The sequence below is a fragment of the Duganella sp. OV510 genome, from assembly GCF_900100205.1.
In the GTDB taxonomy this organism is placed as follows: domain Bacteria; phylum Pseudomonadota; class Gammaproteobacteria; order Burkholderiales; family Burkholderiaceae_D; genus Rugamonas.
Genome location: NZ_FNEQ01000001.1, coordinates 333034 through 355481 on the forward strand (window position 1 = coordinate 333034; position 22448 = coordinate 355481).

The 22448-nt window shown below is 62.0% G+C and carries 18 protein-coding genes; 8 read left to right on the forward strand and 10 right to left on the reverse strand.

Annotated elements, in window-relative coordinates; all coding sequences use genetic code 11:
* Positions 1-31: 31 nt before the first annotated feature.
* The 10 genes from BLS51_RS01625 to rpsB all read right to left on the reverse strand — a co-directional run bounded on the left by BLS51_RS01625 (position 32) and on the right by rpsB (position 10431).
* The gene (locus BLS51_RS01625) at positions 32-535 is read right to left on the reverse strand and encodes an OmpH/Skp family outer membrane protein (protein ID WP_090179361.1); all 504 of its coding nucleotides are present in this window, start codon (positions 533-535) and stop codon (positions 32-34) included.
* A gap of 58 nt (positions 536-593) precedes the next feature.
* Positions 594-2930, reverse strand: a complete 2337-nt coding sequence (bamA, locus tag BLS51_RS01630) for an outer membrane protein assembly factor BamA (protein WP_090179358.1) — start codon at positions 2928-2930, stop codon at positions 594-596.
* A 40-nt stretch (positions 2931-2970) separates the two neighbouring features.
* A complete protein-coding gene (rseP, locus tag BLS51_RS01635; RefSeq protein ID WP_090179355.1) occupies positions 2971-4326 on the reverse strand; it encodes an RIP metalloprotease RseP in 1356 nt (451 codons plus the stop codon).
* Positions 4323-5516, reverse strand: coding sequence for a 1-deoxy-D-xylulose-5-phosphate reductoisomerase (gene ispC, locus BLS51_RS01640; protein WP_090179352.1), 1194 nt, complete (start codon positions 5514-5516; stop codon positions 4323-4325). Before ispC ends, rseP begins: the two co-directional genes overlap by 4 nt.
* 10 nt (positions 5517-5526) lie before the next feature.
* The gene (locus BLS51_RS01645) at positions 5527-6366 is read right to left on the reverse strand and encodes a phosphatidate cytidylyltransferase (RefSeq protein WP_090179349.1); all 840 of its coding nucleotides are present in this window, start codon (positions 6364-6366) and stop codon (positions 5527-5529) included.
* Entirely contained in the window at positions 6366-7118 is a 753-nt protein-coding gene (gene uppS, locus BLS51_RS01650) for a polyprenyl diphosphate synthase (RefSeq protein ID WP_090180788.1), read from the reverse strand. The genes BLS51_RS01645 and uppS overlap by 1 nt, the downstream gene beginning before the upstream one ends.
* Positions 7119-7240: 122 nt before the next feature.
* Positions 7241-7801, reverse strand: a complete 561-nt coding sequence (gene frr / locus BLS51_RS01655; protein ID WP_090179345.1) for a ribosome recycling factor — start codon at positions 7799-7801, stop codon at positions 7241-7243.
* 27 nt (positions 7802-7828) lie between these two features.
* Positions 7829-8545: a UMP kinase gene (gene pyrH / locus BLS51_RS01660; protein WP_090179341.1), complete on the reverse strand. Its 717-nt coding sequence runs from the start codon at positions 8543-8545 to the stop codon at positions 7829-7831.
* Positions 8546-8665: 120 nt separating this feature from the next.
* Positions 8666-9583, reverse strand: coding sequence for a translation elongation factor Ts (tsf, locus tag BLS51_RS01665; protein WP_090179338.1), 918 nt, complete (start codon positions 9581-9583; stop codon positions 8666-8668).
* 95 nt (positions 9584-9678) lie between these two features.
* A complete protein-coding gene (rpsB, locus tag BLS51_RS01670) occupies positions 9679-10431 on the reverse strand; it encodes a 30S ribosomal protein S2 (RefSeq protein ID WP_090179334.1) in 753 nt (250 codons plus the stop codon).
* A 375-nt stretch (positions 10432-10806) separates the two neighbouring features.
* Here rpsB and BLS51_RS01675 point away from each other — a divergent pair, with 375 nt between their 5' ends.
* The 8 genes from BLS51_RS01675 to BLS51_RS01710 all read left to right on the forward strand — a co-directional run bounded on the left by BLS51_RS01675 (position 10807) and on the right by BLS51_RS01710 (position 22431).
* Positions 10807-11592, forward strand: a complete 786-nt coding sequence (locus tag BLS51_RS01675) for an MHFG family PEP-CTERM protein (protein WP_090179331.1) — start codon at positions 10807-10809, stop codon at positions 11590-11592.
* Between the two features lie 132 nt (positions 11593-11724).
* Positions 11725-12543: a type I methionyl aminopeptidase gene (gene map / locus BLS51_RS01680; protein ID WP_090179328.1), complete on the forward strand. Its 819-nt coding sequence runs from the start codon at positions 11725-11727 to the stop codon at positions 12541-12543.
* 19 nt (positions 12544-12562) lie between these two features.
* Entirely contained in the window at positions 12563-15130 is a 2568-nt protein-coding gene (locus BLS51_RS01685) for a [protein-PII] uridylyltransferase (RefSeq protein ID WP_090180784.1), read from the forward strand.
* A gap of 22 nt (positions 15131-15152) precedes the next feature.
* Positions 15153-15902 carry a pseudouridine synthase gene (locus BLS51_RS01690; protein WP_175472488.1) on the forward strand — a complete coding sequence of 250 codons (750 nt, stop codon included), beginning with the start codon at positions 15153-15155 and terminating at the stop codon, positions 15900-15902.
* A 206-nt stretch (positions 15903-16108) separates the two neighbouring features.
* Entirely contained in the window at positions 16109-16780 is a 672-nt protein-coding gene (locus tag BLS51_RS01695) for a flagellar brake protein (RefSeq protein ID WP_090179319.1), read from the forward strand.
* 55 nt (positions 16781-16835) lie between these two features.
* Positions 16836-20210, forward strand: a complete 3375-nt coding sequence (locus tag BLS51_RS01700) for a hybrid sensor histidine kinase/response regulator (RefSeq protein WP_090179316.1) — start codon at positions 16836-16838, stop codon at positions 20208-20210.
* Entirely contained in the window at positions 20194-21102 is a 909-nt protein-coding gene (locus BLS51_RS01705) for a response regulator transcription factor (protein ID WP_090179312.1), read from the forward strand. The genes BLS51_RS01700 and BLS51_RS01705 overlap by 17 nt, the downstream gene beginning before the upstream one ends.
* A gap of 57 nt (positions 21103-21159) precedes the next feature.
* Positions 21160-22431, forward strand: coding sequence for a DUF445 domain-containing protein (locus tag BLS51_RS01710; protein ID WP_090179310.1), 1272 nt, complete (start codon positions 21160-21162; stop codon positions 22429-22431).
* Positions 22432-22448 lie beyond the last annotated feature (17 nt).

Consider the following 22448-nt stretch of genomic DNA (forward strand, 5'->3'; position numbering starts at 1 on the left):
GATCCAATCTTTGACGAGGTTATTACTTGTCTTACTTGTCTTTGTCCAGCGCGGCCAGCACCTTCTCGGTGATGTCGATGCGCGGGCTGGCCCAGACAGCGTCCTGCAGCACGATGTCGAAGCCTTCCACGTTGGCCATCTGCTTGATGATCCTGGTGGCTTTTTCCGAAATCGCCTGACGCTCTTCATTGGTGCGCTGGCTCAGGTCTTCGCGGAACTCGCGCTGGCGGCGCTGGTATTCCTTGTCCAGCTCGAACACGTCGCGCTGGCGCTTGACGCGGTCCGCCTCGCTTAGCGCCGGCGCATCTTTTTCCAGCTTTTCCGACGCCGTCTTCAGGCGCAGGCCCATGTCGTTCATCGCCTTTTCACGGTTTTTGAACTCTTCCTGCAGCTTTTCGCCGGCCAGCTTGGCCAGCTTCGACTCATTGTAGATGCGCTCGGGACTGATCCACGCAATGCGCGATGCCGAGGTCTGAGCCTGCACCGGTGCCAATGAACACCAGCCCAATGCAAGCACGGCAAGATATTTGGTCATGGTTGCGGATGCAGTCTTCAACTTATTTCTCCGAGGTAAAAATTAATACTTTCCGACATTAGAAGCCGGTACCCATCTGGAACTGGAAGCGTTCCAGGCGGTCGCCATACTTGGCGTTCAAAGGCTTAGCATAACTCAACTTCAACGGACCGACCGGCGAAATCCAGCTGATGCCCAGACCCGAAGAATAGCGCAATTGCGACAAACGCATTTTTTCAGCTTCCTGATACACCTGGCCGCCGTCAAGGAAGGCAAACCAGCGCAGGCTGCGGTCCTGGCCCGAGCCAGGGAATGGCATCTGCAGTTCGGCATTGCCGATGACGCGCGAAGCACCGCCCAGCGCATCGCCGTAGCGGGTGTCGACCGCACCCAGCGAGGAGCTGTAGTAGCCGCGCACCGAGCCGATGCCGCCGGCGTAGAAGTTCTTGAACACCGGATAGTTGCTGTCGCCAAAGCCACGGCCGTAATCGATCTCACCTTTCAGCGCCAGGGTCATTTTCCAGAACAAGGGCTTGTACCACTGCTGCTCGTAGACGGCACGGTAGTATTTCTGTTCGCCGATCAAGTCCAGCTCCAGGTTGGCGCGCTGGTAGCGGCCGATGGTTGGCGTGGTGGCCGAATCGCGGCTGTCGCGCGCCCATGCCACGGTCAGCGGCACGGCGGTGGCGCTGGCAGTACCAACACCGCTGGCGATGCCGGTGATCGAACGCACGTAATCCTGGAAGCGGGTCGGCGAGGTTTCGTCGGTGGTGATCTTCGAGCGCTCCAGGCCCACACCGAAGAACACAGTGTCGACTTCCGAGAACGGCACGCCCCAGCTGACGCGGCCGCCCTGCTGTTTAATCGTGTACATACCGATGTTGACCGCCGGCGGTTTGGTGGTGCGCAGATACAGCTCGTAGCCGCGCGACACGCCGTCGTCGGTGTAGTACGGGTCGGTCTGCGAGAACGAAATCGTGCGGCTGTACTTGGAGGTATTCAGCTCCAGGCCGACGGTGGTGCCCGAACCGGCGAAGTTGGCCTGCTGGATCGCCGCCTGGAACGAGAATTTCTCCGACTGCGAGAAGGCGCCGCCGATCTGGAAGTTGCCGGTCGGGCGCTCGGTCACGGTCATGTTGACGTCGACCTGGTCAGACGTACCCTGTGCTTCAGGCGTATCGACGGTGACGTCCTTGAAGTAGCCGAGGCGGTCGACGCGGTCGCGCGACAGCTTGATCTTGTTGGCGTCATACCAGCTGGATTCGAACTGGCGGAATTCGCGGCGGATCACCTCGTCGCGGGTGGACGTGTTGCCGGCGATGTTCATGTGGCGCACATAGGCGCGCTTGCCCGGATCGATGAAGAAGGTGAACGACACTTCACGCTTGTCGACATCGATGTCCGGCGCCGCGTTGACGTTGGCGAAGGCATAGCCGAAGGTGCCCAGGCGGTCGGAAATCAGCTTGTTGGTGGCGGTCAGCATCTCACCCGAATAGATCGCGCCTTTACGCAGCAGCACCAGCTGACGCAGTTCTTCTTCACGGCCGAAGGTCTCGCCTTCGAACTTGATGTTGTTGACCTTGTACTGCTCACCCTCGGTGATGTTGACGGTGATGTAGATATCCTTCTTGTCCGGCGTGATCGACACCTGGGTGGAGTCGATATTCATGCTGATGTAGCCGCGGTTCAGATAGTAGGACTTGAGCGACTCGATGTCGCCGGTCAGCTTGGTCTTGGAATACTGGTTGGCCTTGGTGTACCACGAGAACCAGCCACCGGTGTTCAGCGCCAGCTGTTCCTTCAGTTCCTTGTCGGAGAAGACCTTGTTGCCGACGATATTGATTTCCTTGATCTTGGCGATCTCGCCCTCGTCCACCACGAAGTTGATGTTGACGCGGTTACGCTCCAGCGGCGTGACGGTGGTTTCCACCTTGACGCCATACAGCCCGTGCGACAGGTACTGGCGCTTCAATTCCTGTTCGGCGCGGTCGACCGACGCCTTGTCGAAAATCTTGGCCTCGCCGACGCCGATGTCTTTCAGCGCCTTGACCAGCGTGTCTTTTTCAAACTCCTTGGTGCCGGTGAAGTCCACCTTGGCGATGGCCGGGCGTTCCTCGACCAGCACCACCAGTACCTGGCCGTCCTTCTCCAGCTTGACGTCCTTGAAGAAACCGGTCGCATACAGCGCCTTGATGGCGGTCACCGATTTATCGTCGTTAAAGGTTTCGCCGACTCGTACCGGCAGATAGCTGAAGACCGTACCGGCTTCCGTACGCTGGATGCCTTCGACGCGGATATCTTTGATGACGAAGGGATCGATCGCCATGGCGCTACCGCTGCAGAGTGCCAGGACAGCGGCGCCAATCAGGCTGCGGCGCAAGGAAGTTGAAGTAATACGGTCAGAATATAATTTCATCGGGTTCAATGGCTCAATCAACGAGAACTACACATTACAGCTACAGCAACCGGACAACGTCGTTAAACACCGCCAACAGCATCAGGCTCAGTAACAAGCCCATGCCCAGCCGCTGCGCGATTTCACCGACGCGCTCCGGCACAGAACGCCCAGTTAAAACTTCCAGCGAATAATACAGCAAATGCCCCCCATCTAGAACGGGAATTGGCAGCAAATTCATTACCCCAAGACTGATGCTGATGAAGGCAATGAAGCTCAAATAATACTCCAGGCCCAGCCGCGCAGTCTGCCCGGCGTAGTCGGCAATCGTGATCGGACCGGTCACATTCTTCAGCGAGACCTCGCCGGTGACCATTTTGCCGATCATTTTCAGCGTCATCGTACACGTATCCCAGACCCGCACTACCGACTTTTGCAGCGCAGCCAGCGGTGCCGAGGGCACTCGGATCATATCCGGGCGATTGGCGATCTCCGCGTTGATCTTACCGACTGTTACAGTTCCTTTGCCGGATTTTGCTTCACCGGCTTCCGGCACCACGCTGACCGTCAGCGGCTGGCCGGCGCGTTGCAGCGTCACCTGCACAGCGCGCCCCGGCGCGGAACGGATTTTCTCGATGAAGCCCTGGCCATCGGCCACCGCCACGCCATCCACACCGGTCAGCAGGTCGCCTGCCGCCAGGCCGGCGCGTTCGGCCGGGCTGCCCGGCAGCACGCGCAGCACCACCGGCGCCGGCAGCGCCACGCCCAGGCCCAGCTGGGACGGCACGTCGCCTTCCAGGTCCATGTCCTTCAGCGCCGACGCCGGCACGGTCAGCGCCACGCGGCCCTGCCCCGGACGCTCGACTGCCAGCCGCACCTCATGCTGATCGATGGCCGACTGGATGAACTGCCAGCGCAGTTCGGACCACACGTGCACCGGCTGTTCGTTGGCAGCGGTGACGATGTCGCCGCTCTGCAGGCCGGCCTGCGCGGCCGGCGAGGCGGCACGCACGCTGATCTTGCTGCTGGGCTCTTCCACGCCGTGCATATACAGGCCGGCAAACAGCACGATGGCCACCAGGAAGTTGGCGATCGGGCCGGCGGCAACGATGGCGATGCGCTTCCACACGTTCTGGCGCGTGAATTCGCGTTGCAGGTCGGATTCCGGCAGGCCGGCCAGCTCGCCTTCGCGCGCGTCCAGCATCTTGACGTAGCCCCCCAGCGGCAGCGCCGACAGCGCCCATTCGGTCTGGTCCTTGCCGAAACGGCGCGACCAGACCACCTTGCCCATGCCGACCGAGAAACGCAGCACTTTCACGCCGCACCAGCGCGCCACCAGGTAGTGGCCCAGCTCGTGGAATACCACCAGCGGGCCAAGGCAGAAGATGAACGCCAGGACGGTCTGGATGCCGCTCATTTTGCCAGTCCGGCGATAAAGGTTTCAGCGGCGACGCGGGCGGCGGCGTCTTGCGCTATCACCGCGTCGATGCTGTGGGCGGCGCCGTGCGGCAGCGTGTCGACCACATGGCGGATCACGCGGTCGATCTGGCGGAAACCGATTTTCAGGTCGAGGAAGGCTTGCACCGCCACTTCGTTGGCGGCGTTCAGCAGTGCTGGCGCGGTGCCGCCGGCGCGCAATGCTTCAAACGCCAGGGCCAGGCAGGGGAAGCGTTCGAAGTCAGGCCGCTGGAATTGCAGCGTGGCGACCTGCGTCAGGTCCAGCTGCGCCACGCCGGAGGCGATGCGTTCCGGGTAGGCCAGCGCGTGGGCGATCGGCGTACGCATGTCCGGGTTGCCCAGCTGCGCCAGCACCGAGCCGTCGACGTAGGACACCATCGAATGAATCACCGACTGCGGGTGGATCACCACTTCGATCTGGTCGGCCGGCGCACCAAACAGCCAGTGCGCCTCGATCACTTCCAGGCCCTTGTTCATCATGGTGGCCGAATCGACCGATATCTTGCGCCCCATCGACCAGTTCGGATGCTTGCAGGCCTGATCCGGCGTCACCGCGTCCAGCGTGGCGACATCGCGCGTCAGGAACGGGCCGCCGGAAGCGGTCAGCAGGATCTTGGCGACGCCGGCGGCGCTGTCGCGCACGGCCGGCACCTTGCCGCCAAATTGCGGCATCGACTGGAAAATCGCATTGTGTTCGCTGTCGATCGGCAGCAGCACGGCACCGGATTCATGCACGGCGTCCATGAACAGCTGACCGGACATGACCAGCGCTTCCTTGTTCGCCAGCAGGATCTTCTTGCCGGCGCGGGCGGCGGCCAGCGTCGGTGCCAGGCCGGCGGCGCCGACAATTGCCGCCATCACGCTGTCGACTTCGGCAGCGCTGGCGATGCTGCACAGCGCCTGCTCGCCCCACGCCACATCGGTGTTGACGCCAGCGGCGCGCAGCAGTGCGGCCAGCTGATCGGCGGCGGCAGCCGTGCCGACCACCGCGCGCGCCGGGCGGAACTGCACGCATTGCGCGGCCAGTTCCTCAACCCGGCTATGTGCCGACAGTGCGTAGACAGCGTAGCGTTGCGGATGGCGGGCGATCACGTCCAGCGTGGAGACGCCGATAGAGCCGGTGGCGCCTAATACGGTAATACGTTGCATGGTAATTCTTTCAGATCCAGGACGAGACCAGCGCGGCCATCGGCAGCACCGGGATCAGCGCGTCCACGCGGTCCAGCACGCCGCCGTGGCCAGGCAGCAGATTGCTGCTGTCCTTGATGCCGGCGCGGCGCTTGAGCGCAGATTCAAACAGGTCGCCGATGACCGAGAACATCACCAGCACCAGCAGCACCAGCAAGGCCACGCCCCAGCCAAAGCGGGCTTGCAGCTTGAAGGCGAAGGTGTCTTGCAGCCAGGGCGCGGCGCCGCCGGCGAGCAGCACCGAAATCACCGCCAGCACCAGCACGGCAATCGCACCGCCGATCGCGCCTTCCCACGACTTGCCTGGCGAAATGCTCGGCGCCAGCTTGCGCTTGCCGAAAGCCTTGCCGGAGAAATAGGCGCCGATATCGGCGATCCACACCAGCACCATCACTGACAACAGGTACAGCGGCGATTTCAGGTAAAGGCCGACCAGCGCGAAAAAGGCGGCAAACACGGCAAAGGTAAAGGTGATGGCCAGCGACCAGTTGGCGGCCGTGCCCAGTTGCGGCAAGCCCAGGCCCAGCGTCGGCGCATAGCGGATCAGCCACAGCAACGCAGCGACGCCGTACAGCGCATTGACCGCACCCGGCTTGGCCGAGTACATCAGCAACACGAACAGTGCGCCGCCGACAAAGCCGGCCACGCGCGCCTTGCTTTCGCTGAGGCCGAACAGGCGTGCGCCCTCCCACACGGCGGCGCCGACAAACAGCGTCACCACCAGGGCAAACGCGGGGAAATAGTTGAAGAACAGGACCGGCAGCAGCACCGCCAGCAACACCAGAGCGGTAATAATCCTCGTTTTCAGCATCAGTTTGTCTTTTCAGCCAGTTGCGCACCGGTGCGGCCGAAACGCCGCTCGCGGTGCTGATAGGAGGCGATCGCCTCATCAAGACACGCGGCGGAGAAGTCCGGCCAGTAGGTGTCGGTAAAGAACAGCTCGGTATAGGCGAGCTGCCACAGCAAGAAGTTGGAAATGCGCTGTTCGCCGCCGGTACGGATGAACAGGTCCGGCTCGGGCGCGTAGGCCATGACCAGGTGGGGCGCCAGCTGCGCTTCGCTGAAGTCGCTCGTGCCCGGATGGGCTTTGACCATCTGCGAGACGGCCTGCATGATGTCCCAGCGGCCGCCGTAGTTGAAGCAGACGGTCAGCGTCATGCGGGTGTTGGCAGCGGTCTTGCGCTCAGCGGCGGCGATCATGTCCTGCAGCTTCTTGTCGGCGCGCGACAAGTCGCCGACCACGCGCAGGCGGATGTTGTTGGTGTGCAGCTTGGAGACTTCACGTTCCAGCGCCGTGACGAACAGGCGCATCAGCAGCGAGACTTCTTCTTCCGGACGGCGCCAGTTTTCCGAGCTGAAGGCGAACAGGGTCAGGTATTCAACGCCGCGGCGGGCGCAGGATTCGACCACGGTGCGCACGGCATCCACGCCCTTGGCGTGACCGGCAACGCGTGGCAGGAAGCGCTTGGTTGCCCAGCGACCATTGCCGTCCATGATGATGGCCACGTGGCGCGGGACGGCAGGTGCGTCTGGAACCTCGGTAGTCGAACTCGTATATTTCATGAAAACGTCGGTGCCAAAGTATAAAGTATTGCAGGTGTGCGACAAAAAGACAAGACGCCAGTCAACCGAATCCGGCACCCCGCAGACGAGGTGCTGAACAGGTTGCTGGCGTCTGGCGGGCTTTAAACCGTCAGGATTTCTTTTTCTTTCTCGCCCAGTACCTTGTCGATGTCGGCAATGAACTTGTCGGTCAGCTTCTGCACGTCGTCGGTGCCACGACGCTCGTCGTCTTCCGAGATCGCCTTGTCCTTGACCAGCTTCTTCAGGCCCTCGTTGGCGTCGCGGCGGATATTACGCACGGCAACTTTGGCGTCTTCCGCCTCGCCCTTGGCCAGCTTGACCATTTCCTTGCGGCGCTCTTCGGTCAGCGGCGGGGTCGGTACGCGGATGATGTCGCCCTGCGCGGCCGGGTTCAGGCCCAGGTCGGCGTCACGGATGGCTTTCTCGATGGCAGCCGCCATCTTTTTCTCGAACGGCTGCACGCCGATGGTGCGGGCGTCGACCAGCGTCAGGTTGGCCACCTGGTTGATCGCGGTCGGGCTACCGTAGTAATCCACGGTGACGTGGTCGAGGATGCCGGTGTGGGCGCGGCCGGTACGTACCTTGGCCAGATCGGCGCGCAGGGTTTCCAGCGATTTGGTCATGCGGTCTTGCGCGCTCTTTTTAACGTCAGCTACGGACATTGCTGCTCTCCTGTATATCTATCTAAATTAAACGTGAACCAGTGTACCTTCATCCTCGCCCATGATGACGCGTTTCAGCGCGCCCGGCTTGGTGATGGAAAACACCTTGATCGGCAGTTTCTGGTCGCGGCACAGCGCAAACGCAGTGGCGTCCATCACCTGCAGGTGCTTGGCGATGGCTTCATCGAAGCTGATCGTGTGGTACAGCGTGGCGTTCGGGTCCTTCTTCGGATCGGCAGTATACACGCCGTCGACCTTGGTGGCCTTCAGCACGATTTCCGCGCTCACTTCCGAGCCGCGCAACGCCGCTGCGGTATCGGTGGTGAAGAACGGGTTGCCGGTACCGGCCGCGAATACCACGACCTTGCCTTCTTCCAGGTATTGCAGCGCTTTCGGGCGCACATACGGCTCGACCACCTGCTCGATGCCGATCGCCGACATCACGCGTGCAGTGACGCCGACATGGCGCATGGCGTCAGCCAGTGCCAGCGCGTTCATCACGGTGGCCAGCATGCCCATGTAGTCGGCGGTGGCGCGGTCCATGCCCTGGGCGCCAGGCGCAACGCCACGGAAGATATTGCCGCCGCCAATGACGATCGCCAGTTCCACACCCAGTTTCGCGACCTCGGCCACATCGGCGACGGTCCGCTCGATCGTGGCGCGATTGATGCCGTATGGGTCATCGCCCATCAGGGCTTCGCCGGACAATTTGAGGAGGACGCGTTTGTAGGCTGGTTTGGACATGAGACGGGGCTCCTATTGAGGGGTTGTTCGGGGATGATGTTGCGGCGCCTATGATACCTTGCCCGGCGCCGCGTCCTGCTGCGGGCTTAAAAAAACGGGCCTCTCGGCCCGTTTCTTTTATTACGCTCCTTTGGAAGCGGCAACTTGCGCAGCCACTTCTGCTGCGAAGTCGTCTACCTTCTTCTCAATGCCTTCGCCAACCACGTACATGACGAACGATTTGACGGTGGTCGATTTTTCTTTCAGCATCTGCTCGATCGATTGCTTGTCGTTTTTCACGAAAGCCTGGTTCAGCAGCGATACTTCTTTCAGGTACTTCTGTACCGAGCCTTCCAGACGCTTGGCGACGATGTCGGCAGGCTGTACTGGTTTACCAGCGGCAACAGCGGCAGCAGCATCTTCATCTGCTTTCAGCTGAGCAACCGAGCGCTCTTTTTCGATCAGTTCTGCTGGCACCTGGTCAGCCGACAGCGACACTGGCTTCATTGCAGCGATGTGCATGGCCACGTCTTTGCCGACTTGCTCTTCGGCGCCGTCGAACTCGACGATCACGCCGATACGGGTGCCGTGCAGGTACGCAGCCAGCTTGGCGCTGGTTTCGAAACGCTGGAAGCGGCGGATCGACATGTTTTCGCCGATTTTACCGATCAGGGCCGAACGCACTTCGTCCAGGGTCTTGCCTTCGTCGCCAGCTGGCAGGGCCAGCAGGGCAGCCACGTCGGCCGGGTTTTTCTCCGCTACCAGACGGGCAGCGGTGTTGGCCAGATTCAGGAAGTCGTCGTTTTTCGCAACGAAGTCGGTTTCCGAGTTGACTTCCACCAGTGCGCCAACGCCGTTGGCGATGTAGGTCGCTACCACGCCTTCAGCGGTGATGCGGCTGGCGGCTTTACCAGCCTTGCCGCCCAGCTTGACGCGCAGGATCTCTTCCGCACGGCCCATGTCGCCTTCGGCTTCGGTCAGTGCTTTTTTGCATTCCATCATCGGCGCGTCGGTTTTCGCGCGCAGTTCGCCTACCATTGCTGCAGTAATCGCTGCCATGTAATTCTCCTGTAATTCGGTATTCGGGGGTGGTTAGTTAAAAAAAAGGGGGAGCTGTTGGCCACCCCTTTTTTCGTACAGCCTGTCAGGAACGATTAAGCCTGTTCGCTGACTTCGACGAATTCGTCGCCGGCTGCTGCTTTAACCATCTCAACAACTTCTGCACCAGCTGCCGAACGGCCTTCCAGGATCGCGTCTGCTACGCCACGGGCGTACAGGGTGATGGCTTTCGACGAGTCGTCGTTGCCTGGAATGACGTACTGCACGCCTTCTGGCGAGTGGTTGGTATCGACCACGCCGATGACTGGGATGCCCAGTTTAGCGGCTTCGGTGATGGCGCCTTTGTGGTAGCCAACGTCAACGACGAAGATAGCGTCAGGAACGCCGCCCATGTCTTTGATGCCGCCGATCGATTTTTGCAGCTTGACGATTTCGCGTTGGAACATCAGCGCTTCTTTTTTCGACATCTTCTCTGCCGAACCATCGGCCACAGCGGCTTCCATGTCTTTCAGGCGCTTGATCGAGGTTTTGATGGTTTTGAAGTTGGTCAGCATGCCGCCCAGCCAACGCTGGTCAACATAAGGAACGCCTGCGCGCTGGGCTTCAGCAGCGATGATATCGCGTGCTTGACGCTTGGTGCCTACCATCAGGATGGTGCCACGGCTTGCGGCAACCTGTTTCACGTGCTTGATCGCTTCTTGATACATACCCATCGTCTTTTCCAGATTGATGATATGGATCTTGTTGCGATGACCGAAGATGAACGGTGCCATCTTTGGGTTCCAGAAACGGGTTTGGTGACCGAAGTGGACACCGGCTTCCAGCATTTCGCGCATAGTTACGGACATAATTTACTCCAGGGTTAGTTCTGGAATCCGATCAGTCACTTGAGCTGCGCCCAAGCACCCTTGTCAACCGGATTCGCGTGTTTAAAATTAACGAGAATAACAACATTGCTTAAACCAAATTCAAGCAACCCGAGATTCTACCTTAAAAACCGCCCTCCAGGCAAGCATTCCAAGGCCAGGAAAGACATCCCAAATCAGTGCATCAACATGCTAGTGTTGCGCGGCTGCGCACCAAGATGACGCAGACCATCAAAAAATCCCTAAAGATGCAGAAAATCTAATATTATTACGACTATGGAAAAGAAACTTCCAATTGATTAATTAACTTCGTTGCGCCCAACCCATGCGATAGCGTCCTTCTGAAAGATCGCCGTCATGTCATTCTTATTTGCAGTAACCCTCGCCGCAGCAGTGCAGCCTACCTGTTCATGGGACCATCCTGGGCGTAATCCGTACACCGGCAGCACCGCCGCCGCGATTGACCGCTACACCGACATCCCTGAAGCCGTGCGCAGCACGCTGAAGCGCCGCCTGGAAGAAGGTCTGTCTGACGACAAGGTCAGCATCACCCGCGAGCACATTGCCGGGAAGTATCAATATGATAACGCCATCCGCGACATGCATTTCGGCAGCGCCTCGGTCTGCGCTACGGTAACCCGCGACAAGTGGGCCGAAACGCGCGCCGAGCCAGCTGCCGTGTATTGCGTCGAAAAGCACTGCATCCTGGTGCCGCGCATCTGTGGCAACGTCAGTCGCATCACCCGCACGCCCGGCGCTACCATTGCGCAAAACGAGGCAGCAGCGGACGATGACGCCCTCGACAAGAAGCAGCCGCAGCAATTTTCCGACATCCGTCTGGCCGATGGAGCGAAACTCGACAGCGAGCCGCTGGATGAGGCTGAAGAAGAAGCACGCCGCGTTGCCAACCAGCGTGCGCTCGACGGACTGGGTGACATCCTGACTGAGGAAGAACTGGCGGACGCTGCGGACGCGAGCCGTTTTGGTGCTTTTGGCCGTCATGGCGTATTCGGCATGGACGACGATCTTGACTTCCATTCACCGGTCTCCGCAGTGCCGGAAACCGAAACCTGGGCCATGCTGCTGGCCGGCCTGAGCCTGATCGGCTGGCAGGCACGCCGCCGCGCCCGCAAACAAGCCTGATCCTCTCCGCAACGACGCCGCACGCGACCAGCCCGGCGTCGTTTATAATTTCGACATATTGAACGCCACGCGCCGCCCTCTGCGGCGCGGCCGGCGTTTTCACCGTTTACTTCTAGCTGATTGCGATCCAATATGTCCATTTCCATCAAAACCGCCGAAGATATCGAAGGCATGCGCCTGGCAGGCCGCCTCGGTTCCGAAGTGCTCGACTACATCACCCCCTTCGTCAAGCCCGGCGTCACCACCGGTGAACTGGACCGCCTGTGCCACGAATACATGGTCAACGTGCAGGGCACCGTGCCGGCGCCGCTGAACTACTGCCCGCCGGGCTACACGCCCTACCCTAAAGCCATCTGCACTTCGGTCAACGACGTCATCTGCCACGGCATTCCGGGCGACAAGGTTTTAAAAAATGGCGATGTGGTCAACCTCGACATCACCGTCATCAAGGACGGCTACCACGGCGACAACAGCCGCATGTTCTTCATCGGCGAACCGTCGATCCTGGCCAAACGCCTGTCGGACATCACCTATGAATGCATGTGGCTGGGCATCGAGCAGGTCAAGCCAGGCGCCACGCTGGGCGACATCGGCCACGCCATCCAGCAGCACGCTGAAAAAGCCGGCTATAGCGTGGTGCGCGAATTCTGCGGCCACGGCATCGGCAAGGTGTTCCACGAAGAGCCGCAAGTGCTGCACTACGGCAAGCCAGGCACTGGCGTCAAGCTGGAATCCGGCATGATCTTCACCATCGAGCCGATGATTAATGCCGGCCGCCGCGAAATCCGCGAAATGAACGACGGCTGGACCATCAAGACCAAGGACCGCAGCCTGTCGGCACAATGGGAGCACATGATACTGGTGACCGACAGCGGCTACGAAGTGCTGACGCTGTCGGCCGGCAGCCCGCCGCCACCGGCGTTTGTCGCTGGCCTCGCCAAGGCAGCGTAATCCCGTGAACGCGGCCGTGATGAAAAATCAACTGCGCGAACAGCTCAAGCGCCAGCTGAAGGCCGACCGCCAGGTCGTGGTTGCCGCCTTCAAGGAAGATGGCAAGCCGGAAAAGCTGCTGCGCAGCCTGCGCCAGAGCGTCGACGCGGTGCTGACCACGGCCTGGCATGCAGCCGCGCTGCCGGAAGACACGGCGCTGGTGGGCGTCGGCGGCTACGGCCGCGGCGAGCTGTTCCCCTATTCCGACATCGACCTGCTGATCCTGCTGGCGCAGGCGCCCGACGCCAGCACCACTGAAAAGCTGGAAGCGCTGGTGCAGCTGCTGTGGGACCTGGGCCTGGAAATCGGCCACAGCATCCGCACCGTGGACGAATGCCTGAGCGAATCGGCAGCCGACATCACGGTGCAAACCAGCCTGCTGGAGGCGCGCATCATCTGCGGCGACGATCAGCTGTTTGCCGAGTTGCAGGCGCGCTATGACGCCGCCATGGACCCACGCGCCTTCTACCACGCCAAAGTGCTGGAGATGAAGCAGCGCCACGCGAAATACGAAGACACCGCCTTCAGCCTGGAGCCGAACTGCAAGGAAAGCCCCGGCGGCCTGCGCGACCTGCAGGTGATCCTGTGGCTGGTGAAGGCTTCAGGCCTGGCCAACTCCTGGCGCACGCTGGCCACCAGCGGCCTGATTACCCAGACCGAGGCGCGCCAGCTGATGGAGAAGGAACGCGCCTTCAAGGACATCCGCGTGCGCCTGCACCTGCACGCCGGCCGCCGCGAAGACCGGCTGGTGTTCGACGTGCAGACCGCGATTGCCGAATCGCTGGGCCTGACCGCCACCGGCAGCGGCGTCCACATGCGCCGCGCCAGCGAATACCTGATGCAGCGCTACTACTGGGCCGCCAAGACGGTCACCCAGCTGAACACCATCCTGCTGCAAAACATCGAGGAACGGCTGTTCCCGCAGGACGGCGTGGCGGCGCCGATCAACGCCCGCTTCAATGACGTCAACGGCCTGATCGACATTGCCGAGGACGACACCTTCCAGAAGACGCCGTCGGCCATGCTGGAAATTTTCCTGCTGATGACCGAACGCCCGTCGATCAAGGGTATGACGGCACGCGCCACCCGCGCGCTGTGGCACGAACGGTTCCAGATCGACGCCGCCTTCCGCGCCGATCCGGCCAACCGTTCGCTGTTCCTGCAGATCATGCAGGCGCCACGCGGCATCATCCATGCGCTGCGCCGCATGAACGACCTGTCGATCCTGGGCCGCTACCTGCCCAACTTCCGGAAGATCGTCGGCCAGATGCAGCACGACCTGTTCCACGTCTACACGGTGGACCAGCACATCCTGATGGTGGTGCGGAATATGCGCCGCTTCACGATGGCCGAGCACGCGCACGAATACCCGTTCTGCAGCCAGCTGATGGCCAACTTCCCGAAACCTTGGGTGCTGTTCCTGGCCGCGCTGTTCCATGACATCGCCAAGGGCCGTGGCGGCGACCATTCCAAGCTGGGCATGGCCGACGCCGAACAGTTCTGCCGCGAGCACGGCATGGAGGACGAGGATACCGAGCTGGTGGTATTCCTGGTCGAAAACCACCTGACCATGTCGCAAGTGGCGCAGAAGCAGGACCTGTCCGATCCGGACGTGATCCAGGCGTTCGCCAAGGTGGTCGGCGACGAGCGCCACCTGACCGGCCTGTACCTGCTGACGGTGGCCGACATTCGCGGCACCAGCCCGAAAGTGTGGAACGCCTGGAAGGCCAAGCTGCTGGAGGACCTGTACAAGATCACCCAGCGCGTGCTGGGCGGCGAGCCGCACAGCGCCGCCAACGAGCTGCGCCAGCGCCAGGACGAAGCGCTGGCCACGCTGCGCCTGTATGGCCTCGACGCGCATGCGCACGAAGCGTTCTGGCAGCAGCTGGACGTCGCCTACTTCCTGCGCCACGACGCCTCCGACATCGCATGGCAGACGCGCGCGCTGTACGAGCGCTTCAACAGCGAACAGCCGGTGGTCAAGTGCCGGCTGGCGCCGATCGGCGAAGGCTTGCAGATCGCCGTCTACATCAAGGACCAGCCGGACCTGTTCGCGCGCATCTGCAGCTATTTCGACCGCAAGAACTTCTCCATCCTCGATGCCAAGATCCACACCACGCGCCACGGCTACGCGCTGGACACTTTCATGGTCACCGAGCAGAATTTCGCCAAGAACTACCGCGACATCATCAACCTGCTGGAGCATGAGCTGTGCTCGCTGCTGACCAACCCGGAGCCGCTGCCGGCGCCGGGCAAGGGGCGGCTGTCGCGCCTGTCGCGCACCTTCCCGATCCAGCCGACCGTCGACCTGCGCCCGGACGAGCGGGGACAATACTATCTGCTGTCGGTGGCCGCCAACGACCGCACCGGCCTGCTGTATGCGATCGCCAACGTGCTGACCCGGTACAAGATCAACCTGCATACCGCCAAGGTGATGACCTTGGGCGAGCGGGTGGAAGACGTGTTCCTGATCGACGGTGCGGCGCTGTCCAACGCCCGCAACCAGATCCAGCTGGAAACCGACCTGCTGGACGCCATCAAGGTTTAACCCGATTTAAAAAGAGTTTGAAATGTCTGAAGAATTACTCCGCCTGTCCAAACGCATGTCTGAACTGGGCCTGTGCTCGCGCCGTGAAGCCGATGAATGGATAGCGCGCGGCTGGGTCCGCGTCGACGGCAAGATCGTCTCCGAGCTGGGCACCAAGATTTACCCGAGCCAGAAAGTCACCGTCGAGCGCCAGGCTGCCGCCGAGCAGTCCAAGCGCGTGACCATCCTGATCAACAAGCCGATGGGCTATGTGTCCGGCCAGGCCGAGGACGGCTACCAGCCGGCGGTGGCGCTGATCAAGCCGGAAAACCGCTGGCCCGACGATCCGTCGCCGGAACAGTTCCACCCGACCCAGCTGCGCTCGCTGGTGCCGGCCGGCCGGCTGGATATCGACTCGGTCGGCCTGCTGGTGCTGACGCAGGACGGCCGCGTCGCCAAGCACCTGATCGGCGAAACCACCGACGTCGACAAGGAATACCTGGTGCGCGTCGAGTACACCAAGCCGGGCAAGCTGCCCGACAGCGACCTGAAAAAACTCAACCACGGCCTGTGGATGGACGGCAAGCCGCTGTTGCCGGCCAAGGTACGCTGGCAGAACGACGACCAGCTCAGCTTCACGCTGCGCGAAGGCAAGAAGCGCCAGATCCGCCGCATGTGCGACATGGTGGGCTTGAAAGTTGTCGGTTTGAAACGGGTTCGTATCGGTAAAGTGAAACTGGGTGATCTGCCGGTCGGGCTGTGGCGCTATTTGCGTCCCGACGAACGCTTTTGAACCACAAGTTCCTAAAATTTCTTGCCATTTTGCAAGCCAAGATCAAGAATCCGCTGTAAACTGCGGAGATCGACCTCGCATTGTGGAAGTCATTATCAAAGAGATATGCCGTCGTGAACGATCCTATACCAAATGAATTCCGTCGCGGGCCCCCCACCCTAAAAGATGCTGTGGAGCCCATCGCTACGGGTTCGAAACCCCACGACATGACCGATGAGCATGACATCGGTGATGCCCTGACCTTCCTGGCTGAAACCGGCGAGGCGGTCTCGATCTATCCTTCCAGCGCCACCAATGTGGTGATGGCGCGGCTGAAATCGGTCGATCCGGAAAATCCCCACTTCGTGCTGGAATTGAACGAGGGTGAATTCCTGCCGCCCGGCGACGCCACCTTTGTCGCCTGGCTGCGCGCGTCCAAGGTGCAGTTCACGCTGTCGTCGCCGGAGTGGGCATCGCTGCCGAACGAACCCACGCTGCTGCCGCTGGAATTCCCGCTCAAATGCCTGGTGCTGAACCGCCGCGCCTCGGCCCGGCTGGAAACGCCGCTGGGTATCTACTACATGGCGTCGTTCGTGATGAACGGCAAGCCGTATGAATTGCAGCTGTACGACTTCTCCGCCGGCGGCGTCGGCATGCGCGCCGCGCCGCGCGACGCAGTCGGCCTGCACGTCGGCCGCAAGCTGCAGCGCGTGCGGCTGGAACTGGGGCCGGACTCGGTGATGATCGCCGACCTGGAAGTGCGCCTGTCGCGCACCTTCCGCTCCTTCCTGCTGGGCGAGCAGGTGCAGATCGGCTGCCAGTTCGTCAACCTGTCGCCGGCCATGCAGGAAGAGCTGGCGCGGCTGCTGGACAAGCTCAATAGCAACAAGCACCGCTAAAGCGCACGGCACGGTCCTTGCTTAAAAAGCAGCTAGACAACTAGCTGCTTTTTTTATGACCACGACACAGCGCATCGTCAAAATCCGGCGCGACTACAACACCTGGGTTGCCAACGAAACCATCGAGGACTACGCGCTGCGGTATACGCCGCGCGCGTTTCGCCGCTGGTCGGTGTTCCGCGTCTCGAATACGGCGTTTGGCGCGATTTCCTTCCTGGTGCTGGAAGCCATCGGCGGCACCATCACCGTCAATTACGGCTTCGTCAACGCGCTGTGGGCCATCATGGCGGTCGGGCTGATCATCTTCCTCACCGGCCTGCCGATCAGCTACTACGCTGCCCGCCACGGCGTCGACATGGACTTGCTGACGCGCGGCGCCGGCTTCGGCTACATCGGCTCGACAATATCCTCCTTCGTCTACGCCTCGTTCACCTTCATCCTGTTTGCGCTGGAAGCCGCCATCATGGCCTACGCGCTGGAGCTGTATTTCCACATGCCGCTGTGGCTGGGCTATATGGTCAGCGCGCTGGTGGTGGTGCCGCTGGTGACGCACGGCGTGACGCTGATCAGCCGCATCCAGATGCTGACCCAGCCGGTGTGGCTGATCCTGATGGCCCTGCCCTTCATCGCCATCCTGCACAAGCGCCCGGAGCTGCCGGCGCAGCTGATGCAGTACGCGGGCCGCGACGGCGCCAATGGCCAGTTCAATGTGCTGATGTTCGGCGCCGCCACAGCGGTGGGTGTCGCGCTGATCACGCAGATCGGCGAACAGGTCGACTTCCTGCGCTTCATGCCGCAGCAGACCCGCGCCAACCGCCTGCGCTGGCACCTCGGCGTGCTGATCGCGGGACCGGGCTGGATCTTGCTTGGCATCGCCAAGATGCTGGGCGGCGCGCTGCTGGCCTACCTGGCGATCAGCGTCGCTGTGCCGCTGGAACAGGCAGTCAATCCCACACATATGTACCTGGTCGGTTTCGGCGAAGTGTTTTCGCATCCGCAGGCGGCGCTGGCGGCGACCGCGCTGCTGGTGGTGGTGTCGCAGGTGAAAATCAATATGACCAACGCCTATGCCGGCTCGCTGGCCTGGTCCAACTTTTTCGCGCGGCTGACGCACAGCCATCCGGGCCGCGTGGTGTGGGCAGTGTTCAACGCGCTGATCGCCGTGCTGCTGATGGAACTGGATGTGTTCCAGGCGCTGGACCAGGTACTGGGCCTGTACTCGAATATCGCCATCTCCTGGATTACCGCCGTGGTGGCCGACCTGGTCATCAACAAGCCGCTGGGACTGAGCCCGAAAGGGATCGAATTCCGCCGCGCCTATTTGTACGACATCAATCCGGTGGGCGTGGGCGCGATGCTGCTGGCCTCCGCGCTGTCGATTGCCGCCTTCATGGGCGTGTTCGGCCCGCAGGCGCATGCCTTCTCCGCCTTCATCGCGCTGCTGACAGCGCTGGTGGCGTCGCCGCTGATTGCCGTTGCCACGCGCGGCAAGTATTACATCGCCCGCCCGGCACCACCGGTACACAGCAAAACCTGTGTCATCTGCGAAAAGGAATACGAGGCCGAGGACATGGCGCACTGCCCGGCCTACCAGGGTGCGATCTGCTCGCTGTGCTGCTGCCTCGACGCCCGCTGCAATGACACCTGCAAGCCTCACGCGCGCGTCGCCGTGCAGTGGCAGGAAGCCATGCGCGCGCTGCTGCCGCAATCGCTATGGCGCTATCTGAGCGGCGGCCTCGGACATTATCTGCTGCTGATGATCGTCACCGTGCTATCGCTGGGCGCGCTGCTTGGTCTGATCTACTACCATGAACAATCGGTGCTGCCGGATGCGACGCTGCTGCCGCAGCTACGGCTGGTGTTCTTCAAGATCTTCGCCGCGCTGTTGCTGGCCAGCGGCATCGTCGCCTGGTGGCTGGTGCTGACCAGCGAAAGCCGCCGCGTGGCGCAGGAGGAATCCAACCGCCAGACCGGCCTGCTGACGCGCGAGATCGAACTGCACCAGCAGACCGACGCCCAGCTACAGCAGGCCAAGCAGGCGGCCGACCTGGCCAACCAGGCCAAGAGCCGCTATATCGCCGGCATCAGCCACGAGATCCGCACGCCGCTGAACGCCATCCTCGGCTACGCGCAACTGCTGGATAACGATCCCGCCATTCCCGCCCACCGGCAGCAGGCGGTGCGGGTGATACGCAACAGCGGCGAGCATCTGCTGTCGCTGATCGAAGGCACGCTGGACATCGCCCGCATCGAAGGCGGCAAATTCAACTTCGACATGAAGGAACTGGACTTCCCCGACTTCATCGGCCAGGTGGTGCGCATGTTCGAACTGCAGGCAGCCAACAAGGGCCTGGAGTTCCGCTATGAACTGAGCGGCGTGCTGCCGCGCTGCGTGCGCGCCGACCGCAAGCGGCTCGGCCAGATCCTGATCAACATCCTCGGCAACGCGGTCAAGTTCACCAGCCACGGCGGCATCGTCATGCGGCTGCGATACGCGCGCGAGATGGCGTCGTTCGACATCGAGGACAGCGGTCCCGGCATCCAGCAGGACGAGATCGACCACATCTTCGAGCCATTCTCGCGCGGCAGCGCCAGCGCGCACGCCAACGCCAGCGGCACCGGCCTGGGCCTGCCGATCGCACGCATGCTGACGCAGCTGATGGGCGGCGAGCTGAAAGTCCGCAGCACGCCGCGCGGCAGCATCTTCCATGTGCGCCTGTTCCTGCCCAGCGTGCACGCGCCGGCGCCGCGCAGCGGTGCCTTGTCCTCCAGCCCGGCCAGCCAGCGCACCGGTTACCTCGGTGCGCGCCGCCGCATCCTGGTGGTCGACAACGAACGCGTCGACAGGGAACTGCTGCTGCACATGCTGCAACCGCTGGGCTTTGACATCGCCCAGGCGGAATCCGGCCTCGAATGCCTGGACCTGCATGACAGCTTCCAGCCCGACCTGATCCTGATGGACCTGGCCATGCCCGGCATGGACGGCTGGGAAACCAGCTACATCCTGCGCCGCAAGCGCAAGTCGGCCGTGCCGATCGCCATCGTCTCGGCAAATGCCTTTGACAAGGGCATGGAGAATCCGGCCGCCATCCGCGCCGAGGACTTCTTCATCAAGCCGGTCAACTTCGGCGAGCTGCTGGACTGGATAGGCGCGCGCCTGGCGCTGGACTGGACTACCGCAGCCCGTGCCGAAGATCCGGCGCCAGCCGCGCCACCGGCGCTGGTCTATCCGCCGTCCGACGCCATAGCCGCGCTACGCGAACTGATACGCATCGGCTATGTCCGCGGCATCCAGAACAAGCTGGACGAAATCGGCGCGCTCGACCCGCGTTACCAGCACTTCACCCAGACCATGCGCGGCTTCGCCGCCCGCTTCCAGCTGGACGCAATGGCGGACTTTGTGAAAGAAAGCAATGAACTTCAACACTGAAGCCAGCATCGTGCTGGTGGTGGACGACGTCCCGGAAAACCTCGCCGTGCTGCATGATGCGCTCGATGAATCGGGCTACACGGTGCTGGTGGCGAACAATGGCGAGGCCGCGCTGCTGCGCGCCGCCGAGGCACAGCCGCACATCATCCTGCTGGACGCCATCATGCCCGGCATGGACGGCTTTGAAACCTGCCGCCAACTGAAGAGCAATCTCGCCACGCGCCACATCCCGGTGATCTTCATGACCGGCCTGACCGAAGCCGAGCATGTGGTCAACGCCTTTGACGCCGGCGGCAACGACTACGTCACCAAGCCGCTGCGCACCAGCGAAGTGCTGGCCCGCATCGCCTCGCACATGCAGACGGCCAGGCTGGTCGACCAGGCGCGCAGCGCACTGGACGCCTTCGGCAACGCCGTCATCGCCATGACGCCGCGCGACGGCCGTATCGTCTGGCAAACGCCGCTTGCCCGCACGCTGATGCAAGGCTATATGGTGGACGCCGAACTGCCGGCGTGGCTGCAGGCGACGCAGCTGGCGCACAGCCAGGGCCAGTCGCACCCGCCGCTGACACTGGCGCGCGGCAGCCGGCGGCTGATTTTCTCGGCGGCGGAGTTCAGCGAAAATGCACAATGGATGATCGTGCTGCGCGAAGAATCCGACGTCGCCACGATCGAATCGCTGATGGCCTGCTTCAAGCTCACGCAGCGCGAATCGGAGGTGCTGAACTGGGTCATCAAGGGCAAGACCAACCGCGACATCGGCGACATCCTCGGCACCAGCCCGCGCACGGTTAACAAGCATCTGGAGCATGTATTCATCAAGCTGGGTGTCGAAACGCGCACCTCGGCTGCCGCCGTCGCCCTCAGCAAGATCCGTGCGGCAGCCGTTTAATATCATATCGCCGCCAGCGCGGCGCACGTCGGCGCCGGACCGTGCCATAATCGGCGCATGAGCAAGGACGAAGAACTCAGGCGATCAAAACGACTGGCGCTGTCGCTGCTGGCGGCAGCGGCGGCGCTGTTCGTCATGACGTCGCTGCTGCCGCGCGGCTTCTGGGTGGACGGGCTGCGTGCCATTTCGGAGGCCGCCATGGTGGGTGCGCTGGCCGACTGGTTTGCGGTGGTGGCGCTGTTCCGCAAGGTGCCGATTCCCTTCGTTTCGCGCCATACTGCCATCATCCCGAACAACAAGAACCGCATCGCCGATAACCTGGCTGGCTTTGTCGAGGAAAAATTCCTCAAGCCCGAAGCGCTGGCCGCCGTGATCCTGAAGACCGATCCGTCCACCCATGTCGCGGAATGGCTGAGGGAGCCGGCCAACCGCAGCTATCTTGCCAGCCACCTGCTCAAGCTGCTGCCCGAAATCCTCGCCACCGTCGACGATGCCCGCATCCAGCAACTGCTGCGCGATGCGCTGAATGCCGCCATCGGCAAGCTGGACATGTCACGCTCGCTGGGCGCCCTGCTGGCCAGCCTGACCAGGGATGGCCGCCACCAGGAACTGCTGGATGACGGCATGGTCGCGCTGATGGGCGTGATCAACCGCCCCGCCACGCGCGACATGATCGCCGGTCAGATCGCCGCCTGGCTGAAACGCGAACACGCCACCATGGAGCTGATGCTGCCAACCGAATGGATCAGCGAAAGCGGCGCTTCAATGATCGCCAAGGCGCTGCAAAATGTCATGGAGGATATCGCCGCCGACCGTGACCACAAGCTGCGCATCAAGTTCGACGACATGGTACAGCGCTTCCTGCTGCGGCTGGAATCCGATCCCTCCTTCATCGCCAAGGGCGAGGACTTCAAGCGCTATCTGCGCGAGGGCGACACTTTCAACAACTACATCCGCGACCTGTGGGGCAGCGTGCGTGACTGGGTCCTGGCTGATATCAGCCAGGATGACTCGCGCCTGAACCAGGGCGTGATCCAGGCCGCCGGCTGGCTGAGCGAGGAACTGTTGCGCCATCCCGCCATGCGCGCCTCGCTGAACCAGCACCTGGCCGGCATGGCGCGCACGCTGGCGCCGGCCTTCTCCAGCTTTTTCACGCGCCATATCAGCGATACCGTCAAGGCCTGGGACAACCAGGACATGTCGCGCCAGATCGAACTCAATATCGGCAAGGATCTGCAATTCATCCGCGTCAACGGCACGCTGGTCGGCGGCATGATCGGCCTGTTGCTGTTTTTGTGCGCCCAGCTCATGGAATGGGCCGCGCGCTGACTATCATGTTAGGATGG

Bases quoted from the DNA above. Each gene is read 5' to 3' on its own strand.
- BLS51_RS01625 (WP_090179361.1), bottom strand. From the start codon at position 535: ATGACCAAATATCTTGCCGTGCTTGCATTGGGCTGGTGTTCATTGGCA.
- bamA (WP_090179358.1), bottom strand. From the start codon at position 2,930: ATGAAATTATATTCTGACCGTATTACTTCAACTTCCTTGCGCCGCAGC.
- rseP (WP_090179355.1), bottom strand. From the start codon at position 4,326: ATGAGCGGCATCCAGACCGTCCTGGCGTTCATCTTCTGCCTTGGCCCG.
- ispC (WP_090179352.1), bottom strand. From the start codon at position 5,516: ATGCAACGTATTACCGTATTAGGCGCCACCGGCTCTATCGGCGTCTCC.
- BLS51_RS01645 (WP_090179349.1), bottom strand. From the start codon at position 6,366: ATGCTGAAAACGAGGATTATTACCGCTCTGGTGTTGCTGGCGGTGCTG.
- uppS (WP_090180788.1), bottom strand. From the start codon at position 7,118: ATGAAATATACGAGTTCGACTACCGAGGTTCCAGACGCACCTGCCGTC.
- frr (WP_090179345.1), bottom strand. From the start codon at position 7,801: ATGTCCGTAGCTGACGTTAAAAAGAGCGCGCAAGACCGCATGACCAAA.
- pyrH (WP_090179341.1), bottom strand. From the start codon at position 8,545: ATGTCCAAACCAGCCTACAAACGCGTCCTCCTCAAATTGTCCGGCGAA.
- tsf (WP_090179338.1), bottom strand. From the start codon at position 9,583: ATGGCAGCGATTACTGCAGCAATGGTAGGCGAACTGCGCGCGAAAACC.
- rpsB (WP_090179334.1), bottom strand. From the start codon at position 10,431: ATGTCCGTAACTATGCGCGAAATGCTGGAAGCCGGTGTCCACTTCGGT.
- BLS51_RS01675 (WP_090179331.1), top strand. From the start codon at position 10,807: ATGTCATTCTTATTTGCAGTAACCCTCGCCGCAGCAGTGCAGCCTACC.
- map (WP_090179328.1), top strand. From the start codon at position 11,725: ATGTCCATTTCCATCAAAACCGCCGAAGATATCGAAGGCATGCGCCTG.
- BLS51_RS01685 (WP_090180784.1), top strand. From the start codon at position 12,563: ATGAAAAATCAACTGCGCGAACAGCTCAAGCGCCAGCTGAAGGCCGAC.
- BLS51_RS01690 (WP_175472488.1), top strand. From the start codon at position 15,153: ATGTCTGAAGAATTACTCCGCCTGTCCAAACGCATGTCTGAACTGGGC.
- BLS51_RS01695 (WP_090179319.1), top strand. From the start codon at position 16,109: ATGACCGATGAGCATGACATCGGTGATGCCCTGACCTTCCTGGCTGAA.
- BLS51_RS01700 (WP_090179316.1), top strand. From the start codon at position 16,836: ATGACCACGACACAGCGCATCGTCAAAATCCGGCGCGACTACAACACC.
- BLS51_RS01705 (WP_090179312.1), top strand. From the start codon at position 20,194: ATGAACTTCAACACTGAAGCCAGCATCGTGCTGGTGGTGGACGACGTC.
- BLS51_RS01710 (WP_090179310.1), top strand. From the start codon at position 21,160: ATGAGCAAGGACGAAGAACTCAGGCGATCAAAACGACTGGCGCTGTCG.